The sequence below is a fragment of the Rhodoferax sp. genome, assembly GCF_018063565.1.
Taxonomy (GTDB): domain Bacteria; phylum Pseudomonadota; class Gammaproteobacteria; order Burkholderiales; family Burkholderiaceae_C; genus Rhodoferax.
On the sequence record NZ_JAGPBB010000080.1, the window covers coordinates 1 to 16,470 of the forward strand.

Sequence of the window (16,470 nt, forward strand, 5' to 3'; positions counted from 1 at the left end):
TTGTGTATTTTCTTTTTCAAGCAGAGGGCGGGATTCGAGGTGGGTGTCCGTCGCGTGGGCGCGGAGATGGGTGTAGGGGGCAGGGGTGTGGGTGTGGGAGTTGGAGTTGGAGTTGGAGTTGGAGTTACCGCTGTGTCCGATGCAGAATCCGAGTCACCCCCGCCACAGGCTGTCATGAGCAGGCAGGCGGCGCCAATGGAAGCAAGAACCAGGTGTCTGGGGGTGCGGGCAGTGAATCGGGACATGAAAACTCCTTGAGGGATGAATGGGCGAAAGACAAAACTGGCCATCGGGTGCGGTGACCTGCGGCACTGGTTGACAATTGTCAAAGTCTGGCTGCATTTTGCCTACCCCTCCAAGGGGGGGGTCGATGCGTGACCGCTCAGGCAACGGCTGACCTGGCGTACAAGGACCGGATCGACAAGGCGTCGAGTCCCAGGCTTTCCAGGATTTCCTGGGTGTCTGCGCCCTGCCGTGGTGGATCCATCCGCACCCCGGGGCGGCGGCCATCCAGTGTGAATGGAAACAGGGCGGTTTTCACCGTCTGGCCAGCACGCTCACCGTCGGGCAAGGTGATGTTGGCCAGGCCGCCCGTCGCCAGCAGGTGTTCATCATCAAACAGCTCGTCTGGCCGGCGGATCGGGGCAAACGGCAGCTCATGTGCCAGCAGGATGGCCGTCAACTCCGCTGCGCTGCGATCTGCCAGTCGCGCGCGCAGTAAAGGCATCAAAGTGGGTCGCTCGCGTACCCGGTCGTTGTTGCTGCTGTATCGCGGGTCGTCCAGCAGGTCGGCCAACCCGAGAGCCATGCAGAAAGTGCGCCACTGGGCGTCGCTCACAGCCGACAAAAAGATCTGCTCACCGTCTTTCACGGTAAAGACGTCGTACACCGCCCAGGGTGAAATACGTGCGGGCATGGGCGCGGCGGGTTTGCCGGTCATGGCGTATTGCAGCATGTGCTGCCCCACCAGAAACACATTGTTCTCAAAAAGCGCAGCCTGCACCTCCTGCCCTTTGCCGGTGATGCCGCGCTGAATCAACGCCGCCAGCACGCCGATGGCGCCGAACATGCCGCCCATGATGTCGTTGACGCTCGTGCCTGCACGCAGCGGGTCGCCGGGGCGCCCAGTCATGTAGGCCAGGCCGCCCATCATCTGCACCACTTCGTCCAGCGCCGTGCGGTTCTCGTAGGGACCTGGCAAAAAGCCCTTCAGCGTCACGTAGATCAGGTGCGCATTGGCTTGGCTCAGCGCCGCGTAGTCCAACCCGTACTTGACCATGGTGCCGGGTTTGAAGTTCTCCGCCACCACATCGGCGCTGAGTGCCAGTTGGCGCGCCACGGCGGCACCCTCAGGGTGGTGCAGATCAATCGCGATGCTCTTCTTGTTGCGGTTGAACATCGGGAAAAATCCGGTGCCGGCACCGAGCAAATGGCGCGTGCGGTCGCCCTCGATGGGTTCCACCTTGATCACCTCGGCACCCAGATCTGCCAGCACCATGCCGCAGGTCGGCCCCATGACCATGTGGGTGAACTCCACCACGCGCAGGCCGGCCAATGGCAACTGTGCAGCGGACGATGGGGGTTGCGATGGGTCTTGCATGGTGATGTCCTCTGGGCGGTTTTTCAGGATGTTACGCAATACCGGCGCGTCACAGCCCGGCGGTGGATCATGCGAGGTGGTGATTACCATCATTTTGGTCATAACTCTCTGCGTGGCTCAGCTCACAATGGATTGAGCTTGCAAACGTAAAATGTGCTGTTCGCGACTGGCTGGCAATGCTTGCGCAAGCCGCACCATCTTTTTCATCTCCGCATCAAGACCATGACCCAACGCATCACCAAGAACCGCCTGCAAGTGGCAACCAAGCTGTGCCAGTTTATTGAAACCCAAGTCCTACCCGGAACCGGCGTGACTGCCGCCAGGTTCTGGAAGGGTTTTGACGCCATCGTGTGCGACCTGGCACCGCGTAATCTGGCCTTGCTGGCAGAGCGCGATCGCTTGCAGACCGAGCTCGACCGGTGGCACCAGGCCAACCCGGGGCCGGTGCAGGACATGGCGGCCTACCGTGCTTTTCTCGAAAAGATCGGTTATCTGGTGGAGGCGCCAAAAAAGGTGCGCATCAGCACCGCCAACGTCGATGCTGAACTGGCCAAGCAGGCCGGTCCCCAGTTGGTGGTGCCAATTCTCAATGCCCGATATGCGCTCAATGCCGCCAACGCACGCTGGGGCAGTCTGTATGACGCGCTGTACGGCACGGATGTGCTCAGCGAGGCTGACGGTTGCGAAAAAGGTGCCGCCTATAACCCCCGGCGCGGTGCCAAGGTAATCAACTATGCCCGCCACGTGCTGGATCGTTGTGCGCCATTGCGCAAAGGCTCACATGTGGATTCGGTCGCCTACAGCATCAAGGGTGGCAAACTGGCGATCAAACTCGCTGATGGCAGCAGCACCAGCCTGGCTGAGTCCGACCAACTGGTGGGTTTCCAGGGTTCAGCCAAGGCACCCTCGAGTGTGTTGTTGGTTCACCATGGGTTGCACCTTGACCTGATCATCAACCGCGCCACACCGATTGGTGCCAGCGACCCGGCAGGTGTGGCCGATCTGGTGGTCGAGGCCGCCTTGTCGACCATCCTCGATCTGGAAGATTCTGTCGCTGCGGTGGATGCCGATGACAAGGTGCTGGCCTACAGCAACTGGCTCGGTATTCTGAAAGGCACACTCACTGAAGAAGTGGCCAAAGGCAGCAAGACTTTTACCCGCGGCCTCAATGCTGATCGCCTCTACACCGCTGCGGATGGCAAGAAACAGGTGCGTCTGCATGGTCGGAGCCTGATGTTTGTGCGCAATGTGGGCCATCTGATGACCAATCCGGCCATTCTTTATACCGACAAGGCGGGTGTGGTGCGGGAGATTCCCGAGGGCATCATGGATGCCGTCGTCACCACCACCATCGCGCTGCACGATCTGGTCAAGAGCAAAAAAGACGCCATCCGCAACTCGCGCAAAGGCTCGGTCTATATCGTCAAACCGAAGATGCACGGCCCGGACGAAGTGGCCTTTGCCAGTGAGCTGTTTGGACGCGTCGAGCAAATGCTCGGTTTGCCTGACAGCACGGTCAAACTGGGCATCATGGATGAGGAGCGCCGCACCAGTGTCAATCTCAAGGCCTGCATTGCCGCCGCCAGCAGTCGGGTCGCCTTTATCAACACGGGTTTTCTGGATCGGACCGGTGACGAAATGCACAGCGCCATGCAAGCCGGCCCGATGATCCGCAAGGGCGACATGAAGACCAGCGCCTGGATCCAGGCCTACGAACGCAACAACGTGCTGGTTGGTTTGCAATGCGGCTTGCGTGGACGCGCCCAGATTGGCAAGGGCATGTGGGCCATGCCCGATCTGATGCGTGCCATGCTGGAACAGAAAATTGCCCATCCCAAGGCCGGTGCCAACACGGCCTGGGTGCCCAGCCCGACCGGCGCCACCCTGCACGCGCTGCATTACCACCAGGTTTTGGTGAAAGAGGTGCAAAAGGAGCTGGAAAAAACCAAGGCCGATAAAGAGCGCAACCATTTGCTGGGCGGCCTGCTGACCATTCCGGTGACCGCCAGCCCGAACTGGACCGCCGCTGAGAAGCAGCAAGAGCTCGACAACAATGCGCAAGGCATTCTGGGCTATGTGGTGCGCTGGGTGGACCAGGGCGTAGGTTGCTCCAAGGTGCCAGACATCCACAACATTGGCTTGATGGAAGACCGCGCCACCCTGCGCATCAGCAGCCAGCATATGGCCAACTGGCTGCTCCACGGTGTGGTGACCGAAACCCAGATCAAGGAAACCTTTGAGCGCATGGCGGCGGTGGTGGATGGGCAGAATGCCGGCGACCCACTGTACAAACCAATGGCGGGACACTTTGCCACCTCCATGGCCTACCAAGCCGCTTGCGACCTGGTTTTCAAGGGGGTGGCGCAACCCAGCGGTTACACCGAGCCGCTTTTGCACGCCTGGCGGCAAAGGGTCAAGGCGGCGCACTGATTTTGCTACGTTTATTGAAACATCCGATGCTTTTCTGATAAGCGATAGACGCTCATTTGACTTCAATCCAACATGCCTGACTATTCCCCCGAACTCTGCCCCTTGTGCGGACAACCCAACCAGTGCGCGGTCGAGATCGGTCGTGTCTGCGGTGAGTTGCAGGGGCCTTGCTGGTGTGCTCAGACCCAGTTCAGCGCCGAGTTGCTCAAGCGTATTCCACCCGATGCGCGTGGTGTGGCGTGCCTGTGCCCGGCGTGTGTGCAGGCGAACCAGGAATGAGCTGGCTGGACCGGTTTCCACTGCCCTGGCTGGTGGCACTCGCGGTGTGGATGGCTGTCGCACCGGTGGTGCCAGAACCCCATCTGCTGGAAAAAACACGCATGTTGTGGCTGGGTACCCTGCAGCGTCCACTGGACATTTTTGACCTCTGCCTGCATCTGGCACCCACCCTGTTGCTGATCTGGCGCCTGTTTCGCCAGTTTGCGATCAAGCGCGATTAGGTCGTCAGGTCTTGTCGACCGGGGGCAGGTGGGCTTGGGCGATCTCGTCCGACAAAAAGATGTCTGGCACCCGCGGTGGCGGCACGACCGCCGGACTGGCCGCTTTTGTTGTGGTGGGCGGACCCTCAAATGCCGTCAGATCCATGTCCAGTGACTGCACGCGCAGTTCCTCAGGCAGACTGGACCGGACCACTTTCTTGGCGTCAAACTTTGGCAGCAATTCCAGACCCATGGACGCGTCAAACGTGCCGACCGAGGTGTTGCTCGCTGGCGTTTTGAAGATGTCCGGTACCGCTGACACACTGACTTCCGGCGGCGGCTCGGCGGCATCGGACGGTGTCTCCCCGGCGATATCTTCCGCGATCGCATGTAACAGCAACAGGTCGCGAAACGCCGCCAGATCAAAGCTGATGTGGCCGGTGCCTTTGTGGGTGCGCACAATCCAGCCATTCAACAGTGACAGTGATTTGGGACCTGGCCAATCCAGTACCAGGCGATCCAGCAACTCGGGGTAGTCGAGCAGGTCCTTGCTCTCAGTGTTGAACGCTGCAAACTCCGGTACAACTCCGGTGAAGTGGCGGTTGAAGGCATTGCGACTGTCCCGGAAATCCGGTTTCAAGCCCAGCGAGTGTTGCAAGGTCAACAGGTCAAGAAAGATGAACGGATTGGGCTGAGACGCGCCATCGATCTGCTTTTTGAGAATGTGCAGCGCCCTGTCCGTCTGCCCGAGGGAAACAAAAAACTCGGCTTGCTGGCGGATATCCAGGATCGGCTCAACACTGAAACTCTGGACACCATCCAGCGCTGCCGGCACGGTGTCGGACAACCGTGGCGTGTCGACTGCCTTGTCACCCAGCTCACCCGGAGCGGGTCGCGTGGGTGCCAGCGCTGGCTCTTTGTGGGGCAGCGCGGCCGGTGGGTGCTCCGCTGCCGGCCCCATCTCTTCGGATAGATCGTAGGCCGAATCGTGTTGCTGGGAGTCATGCCATTTCGGTTCCTGGACGTGCCTGGCTTTACGCTGCAGCACCAGCAGCCAGGCCAGCGCCGCCAGACACAGCAGGACCAGACCCCCCAGCACGTAAACCCACAAGGCCGAAACCTGCTCCGACTGCGATTGTTGCAACTGGGTTTTCAGCTCCAGCAGTTCGGCGTCACTGCGGACCAAGCGGGAGCGCAAGGTCTTGAGGTCAGCCTCCAGTGTACTGATCTGCTGGGCTTGCAACATGGCATCTGCCGACGGCTCAAACAGCATGGGCGAATCCAGTGTGGCAATCCGGTCTGAAAAAACATCCAGCGGATCGAGTTTCAGCACAGCCTGGCCACTGCGTTTGAGCGGCCGGGTTGGCTGTTGCAGCACCAGCTCGCTGCCCGAAGTTCCCGCAGCGACAGCGGGTTTGACCGAGGCGACCGGTGGCCGTGGTCTGGGGTTGGGTGCCGCACGAGTTTTGTTGACCGTGGTGCGGGCCTGGGTGGCCGGGCCAACGGTGGCGATGGCAAATCCGTCAACGGCGGCAGGCTTGACCACTGAGCGCTCAATCTGAGGCAACCGCGGAGCAGTCGATGCCGTGGTTGCCTGCGTTTCGATTGGCGCGACATCCGCCAGCAGGGTGTAACGCCGTGTACTGGTGGAGCCGCACCTGGCGCGCAGTTCAACGCTGACGATGGGCTCATCAACCAGTGTGTTGGCCTGGATGCGGACCACCGCCGTGCCACCTGAGGTCGGTGTGACGCTGACGTTGGGGGCTGGCTGGCGCGTATCGGCATGGAACAGCTCGGCGGTGAAGCAGGCCGCACTGGCTTGTTCGCCAGGGCCGGACTGCACCGGTACGGTCACGTCGAGCGACCGCCCGATCAGTGCGACACCACTCAACTCACCCAAAGTAAAGGCGTGCACAGGCGCGGCCGCAAGCGACAGGATCCCGCAAACTACCCCTGCTAACAATTCGCTTCTGCTCTTCAAAACAGCCTTCCCATTTGGTGACGACCAGTGAGTCTGCGTCAGCGTGGCAGACCCCGGTTTATAGCCCAATTTTCAACGGGTTTTCAAAAACAGCGCAAAGCATACCCGTTGAACGGGTCATAAGCCAACTTTCTCGCCAGCGGCCTGAAAATATGAGCAGTAAATCGTTAAGCTCAAATGAATTTGTAAGCGTTTTGACAACAGTGCCCACCATAGTCCCATCACCATGTGCCAATTGCTTGGAATGAACAGCCACTTGCCGGCCAGCCTGACGCTGAGTTTCACCGGCTTCTCCCAGCGTGGCGGCTGCACCGATCACCACGGTGACGGCTGGGGCATCGCTTTTTTTGAAAGTGACTGTGCGACGCCGGGTAAAGGGGTGCGCCACTTTGTCGACCGGATGAGTGCGGCCACCTCGCCCATCGCACAGATGCTCAAAAGCTATCCGATCAAGAGCCACAATGTGGTGGCCCATGTGCGCAAGGCCACCGTGGGGCAGGTGACGCTGGAAAACACCCACCCCTTTGTGCGTGAACTCTGGGGCCGCTATTGGGTGTTTGCCCACAATGGTGATCTGAAGAATTTCGCCCCGCGTTTGCATGGCAGCTTCCACCCGGTGGGCAGTACCGACAGTGAGCTGGCGTTTTGCTGGTTGTTACAGGAACTGGCCAAGTCCCACGCCGCTGTGCCCACCGTCAATGAACTGACGCGTACCCTGCAGGAGCTGGTGCCGCAGATATCCCGGCATGGCACCTTCAATTTCTTGCTCAGCAACGGGCTGGCGCTGTGGGCACACGCCACCACCCACTTGCACTACGTGCTGCGTGCTCATCCGTTCCACCAGGTACACCTCAAGGACGATGACGTGACAGTGAACCTGGCGCAGTTCAACAGCCCACAGGACCGGCTTGCCATCATTACCACCGAGCCACTGACGACCGATGAAGACTGGTTGGCGTTCACGCCAGGTGAACTCAAGGTGTTTGTTGATGGCGTGCTGTCGGACTGCAGTTGTCAGTGCGCGGCGCCGCCACGGCCGGCACCGATGACCGACCCGCACGCACCGGTGCCCGTCGTGCCTGAGGGGCCGGCACCTCAGTGTGACCCGGCCTGTGCCGCTTCGAGTGCCTGCAAAAACATCCCGGCCACGTCAAACCCGGTCTGATCGGTGATCTCCTGAAAGCAGGTCGGGCTGGTGACGTTGATCTCGGTCAGGCAGTCACCAATCACATCCAGTCCCAGCAGCAGCAGCCCGCGCTCTGCCAGCACCGGGCCGATGGCGTGGGCAATCTCCAGGTCCCGCGCTGACAACGGCTGTGCCACACCCTTGCCGCCTGCGGCAAGGTTGCCGCGCACCTCACCACCCTGCGGAATGCGCGCCAGGCAGTAGGGCACCGGTTCGCCGCCAACCACCAGAATCCGTTTGTCCCCCTGGGCAATGGCGGGCAGAAACTTTTGCACCATCACCGTTTGCTGGCCGTCCCGGTTGAGCGTCTCGATGATGGATCCCAGGTTCAGCCCGTCGGCCATCACCCGGAAGATACCCATGCCCCCCATGCCATCCAGCGGCTTGAGGATGATGTCGTGGTGCTCGGCGTGGAAGGCGCGGATGTCGTCAGCCGAGCGGGTGACCAGCGTCGGTCCGATGTACTGTGGGAACTCCAGTATCGACAGTTTTTCCGGGTGATCGCGCAATGCGCGCGGCCGGTTGAAGACGCGTGCACCCTCGCGTTCGGCTTGCTCAAGCAGATGGGTAGCGTAAAAATACTCGCTGTCAAAAGGCGGATCCTTTCGCATCAAAATAGCATCAAAGCGCTTTAATGGTGTGGTTTCATTGCTATCAACATTAAACCATTCGACGGTCTTGCCGGTGAGCCGGATTGCCTCCACCTGAGCCTCCACCGCACCACCTCTCAGCCAGCGCAGGTGGCGTGGTTCACAGGCAAACAACTGGTGCCCACGGGCCTGCGCGGCGCGCATCATGGCGAAGCTGGTGTCTTTGTAAGTCTTGAATGACGCCAGCGGGTCGGCAACAAAGAGCAGTTTCATGGGGGGATCACTTTCGGTGGGACGGGTCAAAGTGCGATTTTCCGATACGCTGCACCAGCAGCGCCAGCGCACCCGCGATGACCCCCCAGAACGCAGAGCCGACACCGCCCAGCACCACCCCGCTGAGGGTCACCAGAAAGGTAATCAGGGCGGCTTCACGGTGAAACTCATCGGCCAGCGCGGTGTGCAGTGCCGCGCCAATGGTGCCCAGCAGCGCCAGGCCGGCAATGGCGGCAATCAGCTCTTTGGGGAACGCCGTCAGGGCACCGGTAATGGCGCTGCCAAAGACGCCGATCAGGACGTAGAGCAGACCACACGAGACCGCAGCGGTGTAACGTTTGTCGGGGTCAGGGTGGGCCTCGCGGCCCATGCAAATGGCCGCCGTAATGGCGCTGAAATTGAGCGCAAAGGCACCAAACGGGGCCAGCACCAGGGTGGCAACACCGGTCAGGGTGATCATGCCGGACACCGGTATGCCGGGTCGGGTTGCGCTGTGGTGGTAACCGGCGGCACGAATGGCGGCCACACCAGGCAGGTTCTGCGAAGCCATGGTCACCACAAACAGCGGCAGCGCCAGACTGACGGCTGCGCTCCAGCTGAACTGTGGTGCGGTGAATACCGGGACGGCCAGCTCAAACCGAATGCCAGCCCCCGTGAAACCGTCGACAAGTGCCACGAAAACAATGGCGACCGCCAGTGTCAACGGGATGGCGTATCGCGCCAGCCAGCGTTTGGTCAGCAGATAGGTGGACAGCATCAGCAGTACCAATGGCAGGTTGCTTTGGGCGGCACCAAAGGCCTGCATGCCAAAACGTGCCAGCACCCCGGCCAGCAGCCCCGAGGCAATGGCCATGGGCAGGTGGTTCATCACCCGCTCGAACCAGCCAGTGGCGCCGCTGAGGGTGATCAACACCGCACAGAGCATGAACGCACCCACCGCTTCAGGCATGGAAAACCCACCGGTCATGCCAGCGGTGGCCAGCACCGCCGCCCCCGGCGTACTCCAGGCCACCATGACCGGCTTGCGCAGCAGCAGTGAAGGCACCGCCGTGCACAGCCCCATGCCCAGGCCCAGGGACCACATCCAGGAGCTGATTTGCGCCTGGGTGGCGCCAAACGCCAGGGCGGCCTGGAACACAATGGCCACCGAGCTGGTAAAACCCACCAGCACGGCGACAAATCCGGCGGTCAAGGCGGCAGGCGACAGGTCTTTGAAAAATTGCATGACGCCGATTCTCACCGCTGGTCGCTGCGATGGGCACCGAGACGGATCAGATCTCGATTTTGGAGCCCAGCTCCACCACGGCGTTGCTGGGCAGCTTCAGGAAGTCGGCGGCCCCACTGGCATTCAGGTGCATTTGAGCAAACAGCTTTTCCCGCCACTGCGCCATGCCACTGCCCAAGGTTGGCGTGACCGTGTCGCGGCTGAGGAAATAGCTTGTCGTCATGGGCTCCAAGTCACAACCGCGACCACGCATGTGCCGCAGCGCCTTGGGCAGATCAGGTTCGTTCTTGAATCCGTAATTGACAATCACCTGCCAACAATCGTGACCGAGCGACTCAAAACTCAGCCGCTTGTCCATGCCAATCCATGGCACTTCATGGTTGACTACCGTGACGAACAAATTGACCTCGTGCAACACCTTGTTGTGTTTGAGGTTGTGCAACATGGCGTTAGGAACGGTGCCTGACTCGGCTGTGAGGAACACTGCCGTGCCCGGTACGCGCACCGGTGGACTGACAAACACAGCCTCCAGAAAGCTGTTGAGATCAATCGCTTCGGTCATGAGTTTTTGCTTCATCAACCGGCGGCCGTCTTTCCAGGTCAGCATCACCGCATACACCGCTCCGGCGATCAGCAGCGGGAACCAGCCGCCATCGAACAATTTCATCATGTTGGAGGAGAAGAAGGCCAGGTCAATGACAAAGAACACGCCGGTGGCGGCCAGGCACAGCGCCAGCGGCAGTCGCCAGGCGTAGCGAATGACAAAAAACGTCAGCACGGTGGTGATCAACATGTCCAGCGTGACCGCGATGCCGTAGGCGGCGGCCAGATTGCCGGACGACTTGAATAACACCACGGCCAGTGCGATCAGCACGAACAGCCCCCAGTTGACAAAAGGCATGTAGATCTGGCCGGTCTCCTTGACACTGGTGTGCCAGACCTGAAGGCGTGGCAGGTAGCCCAACTGGATCACCTGTTTGGTCACCGAAAAAGCCCCGGTGATCAGCGCCTGCGAGGCAATCACCGTAGCCATGGTGGCCAGACCCACAATGGGCAGCAGCGCCCAGCCGGGAGCCATCATGAAGAACGGATTTTTCACTGCCAGCGGATTGCTCAGCAGCAGGGCACCCTGGCCAAAGTAGTTCAGTGTCAGCGCCGGCATGACGATGGTGAACCAGGCCAGACGGATGGGTTTCTTGCCGAAATGTCCCATGTCGGCATACAGCGCTTCGCCGCCGGTGACACACAGCACCACCGCCCCCAGGATGATGAAACTTGTGCCCGGGTTGGCCCACATGAAACCCAGCGCGTAATGCGGGCTCAGGGCCAGCAGAATCTCGGGGTTGTGCCAGATGTGCGACACCCCCAGCAGCGCAATGGTGGCAAACCAGACCAGCGTGATCGGGCCAAAAAACTTGCCAATGTCGGCCGTGCCCCGCTTTTGCACAAAAAACAGGCCCAACAGAATCACCAAGGTCAAGGGGATGACGGCCCGCTTGAAGGTTGGTGATACCACTTCCAGCCCTTCAACCGCCGACAGCACCGAGATGGCCGGGGTGATGACGCCATCGCCATAAAACAGGCAGGTGCCAAAAATACCGACGTAAAGCAGGGCACGGCGTAATTTCGGCTTGTCCTTCACCGAGGTGGACGCCAGGGCCAGCATGGCCACCAGACCACCTTCGCCATTGTTGTCTGCGCGCAACACAAGTGTCACATATTTGAGCGAGATGATGACGCTGAGCGTCCAGAAAATGATGGACAACACGCCCATCACGTTGTCAGCGGTGAATGGCACGTGCCCGGCACCAAAAACTTCCTTGACCGCATACAGCACGCTGGTGCCGATGTCGCCATACACCACACCGATGGCACCCAGGGTGAGCGCGCGCAGAGACGTTTGAGAGCTTGCCAAACAGCCACCCCGACGGCAAGCCGACGGGACTCCATGTGATGAGGGGTCGCTATTTTGCGTCAAAAAGCCGTCACCGCCGTGCCGGCTGCAGATTCAGGCGTAAACCTCGGCGTCCGGATCAGTGGATTCCAGCTCGTAGCTCGCCGCCAGCATGGCCAGCCGACCAACCACGCCATACATGTAAAACCGGTTGGGCACGCTGGCACCGGGTTTGACGCCGGGCTGCGGCAGCTGGGTGCTGTGCTCGAACGCCAGGGGCACGTAATCCGAGCCGGGTGCGTTGAGCGCCTCATCCACGCCACGTCCGGCGTGAACCCGATAAAAACCGCCCACCACATAACGGTCCATGGTGTAGATCACGGGCTCGGCCACGGCATCGTTGACGCGCTCCTGTGTCAGCACGCCCTCCTGCACCAGAAAGTCGTGCGGCAACCAGGGCGTCTTGCGCCCATGTGTCAGGCTGCTCACGCGGTCGCGCAGCGCCTGCATGTCCCGTGCATCACGCACCGTGACCACGCCGAGCTCGTGGGTGCCGTGGTCTGCCTTGACGACGACGAACGGCTTTTCCTTGATGCCGTATTCCTTGTACTTGCGCCGCACCCGGGTCAGTACCAGATCCACCTGGGCGCTCAGGCAGTCCAGCCCTTTGGCCTGCCCAAGCTCAACTTCTTCGCACTTCTCAAACAGCGGGTTGATCAGCCACGGGTCCACACCCATCAGTTTGCCCAGGCGTTTGGCCACCTCTTCATAAGCCTTGTAGTGGCTGCTCATGCGACGGGTCGGCCAGCCCGCATGCAGCGGCGGCAGCAGGTACTGCTCAAAAATCTCTTCCAGAATGCCGGGTACACCGGCCATCAAATCGTTGTTGAGCAAAATGGTGCAGGGGTCGAAGTCTTTCAGCCCGAGACGACGCTTGCCACGAATCACCGGCTCCAGGGTGACGGTGCCGCCGTTTTGCAGATCGTAGCTGGTGGTTTTCTTGACCGCCGGGTCGATCGAGCCCAGCCGAACGTTGAGTCCGGCCATGTTGAAGATGCGTTGCAACTGAACCAGGCTTTCCAGATAAAAGCTGCTGGGTTTGCCGTTCTCCGGGATCATCAGCAGGTTGCGCGCCTCGGGGCAGATTTTTTCGATGGCGGCCATGGCCGCCTGCACCGCCAGCGGCATCATCTCCGGGGTCAGGTTGTGCCAGCCGCTGGGGAACAGATTGGTGTCCACCGGCGCCAGCTTGAAACCGGCATTGCGGATGTCCACCGAACTGTAAAACGGTGGCGTGTGCTCCATCCACTCCAGCCGGAACCAGCGCTCAATGGCTGGCATCGAGTCCAGCACACGCTGTTCAAGTTCGTTGATTGGCCCGGTCAGGGCGGTGATGAGATGGGGAACCATGGTCGGCCTTGCGAAAGAGGTGCTCGGATTCTAGGGTGCTGAAATGTCGCCCCGAAACCGTCTCGGCACGACCCGGCTTGTGAGTCACGCCAGCGCAATTAGTTCCAGCTGCCGCCTCAGCACCCCGGATGGGGTTCAGGTGCGCACTTCGCCCTCGCCCAGCACCACGTACTTGAGCGAGGTCAGGCCTTCAATGCCGACCGGGCCGCGCGCATGAAATTTATCGGTGCTGATGCCAATCTCGGCACCCAGCCCGTACTCAAAGCCGTCAGCAAAGCGGGTGCTGGTGTTGACCATGACGCTCGCCGAGTCGACCTCGCGCAAAAACTGCTGGGCATGGACGTGGTCGCGCGTCAGGATGGCGTCGGTGTGGTGTGACGAATAGTGGTTGATGTGGGCAATGGCCTCGTCCACCCCGGCCACGATCTTGATGCTGATGACGGGTGCCAGATACTCCTCAAACCAGTCCGATTCTTCGGCGGGTGTCAGCTTGGGCTTCAAGTCTGCCATGTTTTGTGTCGCTGCCGGTACTTGTCCGGATTGGGCTGAAGCCCTACTGTGTTCAGAGTCCTGTAGCAAGGCCATGGATTCGGGGCAACAGCGCAGTTCGACCCCTTTGGCGGCAAACACCTCGGCCATGCGGGGTAAGAACAGCGGCGCTACGCTGCGCGCCACCAGCAGGCTCTCCGTGGCGTTGCAGGGGCTGTATTTCTGTGTTTTGGCGTTGTCGGTTACCTTGATCGCCATCGCCAGGTCGCACGGGTCGTCGACGTAGGTGTGGCAGTTGCCGTCCAGGTGTTTGATCACCGGCACCTTGGCGCCGGCGCTGATGCGCTCGATCAGCCCACGCCCGCCGCGCGGAATGATCACATCCACATACTGCGGCATGGCGATCAGTGCATCGACCACTGCGCGCTCGGTGGTTTGCACCAGCTGCACTGCATGCTCGGGCAGACCGCTCTCGCGCAGCGCCTGCTGCACCAGCCGTGCCAGCGCCTTGTTGGACTCGATCGCCTCCGAGCCGCCGCGCAGAATGCAGGCGTTACCACTTTTGATCGACAGGCTGGCGGCCTCGATCGTGACGTTGGGGCGACTCTCAAAGATCATGCCAAACACACCCAGGGGCACGCGCATCTGCCCCACCCGGATGCCACTGGGCTGCTGTTTCATGCCCATGATTTCGCCGATCACATCGGGCATGGCGGCCAACTGTTCGCAGCCCTGGGCACAGGTTTCAATCACTTTGGGTGTCAACCTGAGCCGGTCCACCATGGGCTCGGACAGGCCGGCCGCCACGGCGCGTTCAATATCCTGGGTGTTGCTGATCTGCAGCGCCTGCACGTTGCTGCGAAGCAGGCTGGCAAGCAGCTTCAATGCTTTCAACTTGGAAGCTGAAGGCGCTTTTGCCATAAGGGCTGAGGCCTGTTTTGCCAGTAAGCCCAGAGTCTGCGTCTGTTGGAGGATGGAGTTCGCGGTCATGGTCTCATTTTGACATGCCCAAGCGAATGCCATGTGTGTCCCGGACTTACACTGGAGGCTGGAGGTTTAACCGATGACGAGCACAACCCTTCTTTCCCCGGCGTGGCAAAGCTGGATCCGTGACAACCTGGCGCGTGGTTGTGACAGCGCGCAAATGGTGAGTGAAATGGTGAAGTCAGGCATGGATGCGGCGCTGGCCGCTGCCAGCCTGGGACAGGTGCAAGCCAGCATGGCGCGCGAGAAAGACACCCAGCCATCCACACCGGCCTTCGTCTACGAGACACCACGGCTGTCGTTCAGTGGCAACCGACTCCAGACCCATGACCGCGAGGTATTGGTGTCCTTGCGGCTGGCGCGGCCGGTGGTGGCTTTGTTTGACAATTTCATGAGTCACGATGAGTGTGATGAACTGATTTCTCAGGCGCGCGCCAAGCTCAAGCGCTCCGCCGTTGTTGACTCGGTCACCGGCCAGGAAAAGGTGATTGATGACCGCAGTAGCTACGGTACCTTTTTCCGCCTTAACGAAAACGACTTCATTGCCCGCCTGGACCGGCGTATATCGGAGGTGATGAACTGGCCCGCCGAAAACGGTGAGGGCATCCAGATCCTGCACTACCCGGTGGGCGGTGAGTACAAATCCCACTTTGACTACTTTCCGCCTGAAGACCCGGGCAGCCAACTGCATCTGGCCAAGGGCGGGCAGCGTGTCAGCACACTGGTGATGTACCTCAACGATGTGCAGGAGGGGGGCGGAACCACCTTCCCGTCCATCCACTTGTCGGTGACGCCCAAGAAGGGTGCCGCAGCGTACTTTGAGTATTTCAACAGTCTGGGTCAAGTTGACCCGCTGTCTCTGCACGCCGGGGCACCGGTCGTTTCCGGTGAAAAATGGATCGCTACCAAGTGGATGCGTGAGCGCAAATACGGCTAGCGTTTTTGCAAGGCCGCCAGCCGAAATGCGGCGCATTGGTCCTAAACTCCATCGACTTGATCTCCCGTAGCCGTTTGATGGATTTGCCTGCCATGTCTGAACTCAGCCCAACCACTGTGCACACCTCGTCCCTGACCTCGCTGACCCTGCTGGCGCGCGGGAAAGTGCGTGACAATTATGCGGTCGGTGATGACCGCATCCTGATGGTGGCGTCCGACCGCATCAGCGCTTTTGACGTCATCATGGGTCAACCCATACCGGGCAAGGGCGCGCTCCTCACCAGAATGGCCCTGTTCTGGTTTGACAGGCTTGGCCCAAACGGCTTGAACATCTGCCCGATCCACCTGACGGGTGATGCGCCCGAAAGCGTGGTGACGCCCGCCGAGGTGCCGCAGGTCACCGGTCGCTCCATGCTGGTCAAACGGCTCAAGCCCATTCCCGTCGAGGCGGTGGTGCGCGGCTACCTGGCCGGTAGCGGCTGGAAAGAGTACCAGGCCAGCCGCAGCGTGTGTGGCGTGCCGCTGCCCGAGGGTCTGCGCAACGCCAGCAAGCTGCCGACCCCGATCTACACCCCGGCGGCCAAGGCCGAAATGGGTGAGCACGACGAAAACATCACGTTCGAGAAAACCGTCGAGATGATCGGCGTCGATCTGGCCAGCCGCATTCGCGACATCAGCATCGCGCTGTACCAGGCCGCCGCCGGGATCGCCGCAGCTAAAGGCATCATCATTGCCGACACCAAGTTTGAATTTGGTCTGGACCGGGACGGCACGCTGGTGCTGATGGATGAGGTGCTCACGCCCGACTCATCGCGCTACTGGCCGGCCGAGAGTTATGTCGAAGGTGTCAACCCGCCGAGTTACGACAAGCAGTTTTTGCGCGACTGGCTGGAAAGCGCCCAAGTAGCAGGCAAACCCTGGAGCAAAACCCCGCCGGCGCCACACTTGCCACGTGAAGTGATCGACAAAACTGCCGAGAAGTACCAGGAAGCC

General features: G+C 60.6%; 13 protein-coding genes. 6 read left to right on the forward strand and 7 right to left on the reverse strand.

What is annotated here, in order from left to right; genetic code table 11:
• Positions 1–382: 382 nt before the first annotated feature.
• Complete coding sequence (locus KBF66_RS15420) at positions 383–1,600, reverse strand: CaiB/BaiF CoA-transferase family protein (RefSeq protein WP_296659067.1); 1,218 nt, start codon at positions 1,598–1,600, stop codon at positions 383–385.
• A 222-nt stretch (positions 1,601–1,822) separates the two neighbouring features.
• Between KBF66_RS15420 and KBF66_RS15425 the strand changes: the two genes are divergently transcribed.
• The 3 genes from KBF66_RS15425 to KBF66_RS15435 all read left to right on the forward strand — a co-directional run bounded on the left by KBF66_RS15425 (position 1,823) and on the right by KBF66_RS15435 (position 4,530).
• The gene (locus KBF66_RS15425) at positions 1,823–4,030 is read left to right on the forward strand and encodes a malate synthase G (protein WP_296659030.1); all 2,208 of its coding nucleotides are present in this window, start codon (positions 1,823–1,825) and stop codon (positions 4,028–4,030) included.
• Between the two features lie 72 nt (positions 4,031–4,102).
• Positions 4,103–4,309 (forward strand): cysteine-rich CWC family protein, encoded by a 207-nt coding sequence (locus tag KBF66_RS15430; RefSeq protein WP_296659033.1) that lies wholly within the window; start codon positions 4,103–4,105, stop codon positions 4,307–4,309.
• The gene (locus KBF66_RS15435) at positions 4,306–4,530 is read left to right on the forward strand and encodes a hypothetical protein (RefSeq protein ID WP_296659035.1); all 225 of its coding nucleotides are present in this window, start codon (positions 4,306–4,308) and stop codon (positions 4,528–4,530) included. The genes KBF66_RS15430 and KBF66_RS15435 overlap by 4 nt, the downstream gene beginning before the upstream one ends.
• A gap of 4 nt (positions 4,531–4,534) precedes the next feature.
• Here KBF66_RS15435 and KBF66_RS15440 read toward each other — a convergent pair whose 3' ends face one another.
• Positions 4,535–6,424 carry a hypothetical protein gene (locus KBF66_RS15440; protein WP_296659038.1) on the reverse strand — a complete coding sequence of 630 codons (1,890 nt, stop codon included), beginning with the start codon at positions 6,422–6,424 and terminating at the stop codon, positions 4,535–4,537.
• Positions 6,425–6,716: 292 nt separating this feature from the next.
• Here KBF66_RS15440 and KBF66_RS15445 point away from each other — a divergent pair, with 292 nt between their 5' ends.
• Positions 6,717–7,655: a class II glutamine amidotransferase gene (locus KBF66_RS15445; RefSeq protein WP_296659043.1), complete on the forward strand. Its 939-nt coding sequence runs from the start codon at positions 6,717–6,719 to the stop codon at positions 7,653–7,655.
• On the opposite strand, the gene gshB is transcribed toward KBF66_RS15445, so the two are convergent.
• The 5 genes from gshB to KBF66_RS15470 form a co-directional block, all read right to left on the reverse strand.
• Positions 7,586–8,539: a glutathione synthase gene (gene gshB / locus KBF66_RS15450; protein ID WP_296659046.1), complete on the reverse strand. Its 954-nt coding sequence runs from the start codon at positions 8,537–8,539 to the stop codon at positions 7,586–7,588. The genes KBF66_RS15445 and gshB overlap by 70 nt on opposite strands.
• A gap of 7 nt (positions 8,540–8,546) precedes the next feature.
• Positions 8,547–9,764 carry a benzoate/H(+) symporter BenE family transporter gene (locus KBF66_RS15455; protein ID WP_296659048.1) on the reverse strand — a complete coding sequence of 406 codons (1,218 nt, stop codon included), beginning with the start codon at positions 9,762–9,764 and terminating at the stop codon, positions 8,547–8,549.
• Between the two features lie 46 nt (positions 9,765–9,810).
• Positions 9,811–11,679, reverse strand: coding sequence for a potassium transporter Kup (locus KBF66_RS15460; RefSeq protein ID WP_296659051.1), 1,869 nt, complete (start codon positions 11,677–11,679; stop codon positions 9,811–9,813).
• Between the two features lie 93 nt (positions 11,680–11,772).
• The gene (gene gshA / locus KBF66_RS15465) at positions 11,773–13,068 is read right to left on the reverse strand and encodes a glutamate--cysteine ligase (RefSeq protein ID WP_296659053.1); all 1,296 of its coding nucleotides are present in this window, start codon (positions 13,066–13,068) and stop codon (positions 11,773–11,775) included.
• A gap of 135 nt (positions 13,069–13,203) precedes the next feature.
• The gene (locus tag KBF66_RS15470; RefSeq protein ID WP_296659056.1) at positions 13,204–14,547 is read right to left on the reverse strand and encodes a glutamate-5-semialdehyde dehydrogenase; all 1,344 of its coding nucleotides are present in this window, start codon (positions 14,545–14,547) and stop codon (positions 13,204–13,206) included.
• 73 nt (positions 14,548–14,620) lie between these two features.
• Between KBF66_RS15470 and KBF66_RS15475 the strand changes: the two genes are divergently transcribed.
• Complete coding sequence (locus KBF66_RS15475; protein ID WP_296659060.1) at positions 14,621–15,478, forward strand: 2OG-Fe(II) oxygenase; 858 nt, start codon at positions 14,621–14,623, stop codon at positions 15,476–15,478.
• Positions 15,479–15,570: 92 nt separating this feature from the next.
• On the forward strand, positions 15,571–16,470 hold a 900-nt coding region (locus KBF66_RS15480), incomplete at its 3' end, for a phosphoribosylaminoimidazolesuccinocarboxamide synthase (RefSeq protein ID WP_296659063.1).

Excerpts from the sequence above, each read along its gene's own strand:
- KBF66_RS15420 (WP_296659067.1), bottom strand. The coding sequence starts at position 1,600 with ATGCAAGACCCATCGCAACCCCCATCGTCCGCTGCACAGTTGCCATTG.
- KBF66_RS15425 (WP_296659030.1), top strand. The coding sequence starts at position 1,823 with ATGACCCAACGCATCACCAAGAACCGCCTGCAAGTGGCAACCAAGCTG.
- KBF66_RS15430 (WP_296659033.1), top strand. The coding sequence starts at position 4,103 with ATGCCTGACTATTCCCCCGAACTCTGCCCCTTGTGCGGACAACCCAAC.
- KBF66_RS15435 (WP_296659035.1), top strand. The coding sequence starts at position 4,306 with ATGAGCTGGCTGGACCGGTTTCCACTGCCCTGGCTGGTGGCACTCGCG.
- KBF66_RS15445 (WP_296659043.1), top strand. The coding sequence starts at position 6,717 with ATGTGCCAATTGCTTGGAATGAACAGCCACTTGCCGGCCAGCCTGACG.
- gshB (WP_296659046.1), bottom strand. The coding sequence starts at position 8,539 with ATGAAACTGCTCTTTGTTGCCGACCCGCTGGCGTCATTCAAGACTTAC.
- KBF66_RS15455 (WP_296659048.1), bottom strand. The coding sequence starts at position 9,764 with ATGCAATTTTTCAAAGACCTGTCGCCTGCCGCCTTGACCGCCGGATTT.
- gshA (WP_296659053.1), bottom strand. The coding sequence starts at position 13,068 with ATGGTTCCCCATCTCATCACCGCCCTGACCGGGCCAATCAACGAACTT.
- KBF66_RS15470 (WP_296659056.1), bottom strand. The coding sequence starts at position 14,547 with ATGACCGCGAACTCCATCCTCCAACAGACGCAGACTCTGGGCTTACTG.
- KBF66_RS15475 (WP_296659060.1), top strand. The coding sequence starts at position 14,621 with ATGACGAGCACAACCCTTCTTTCCCCGGCGTGGCAAAGCTGGATCCGT.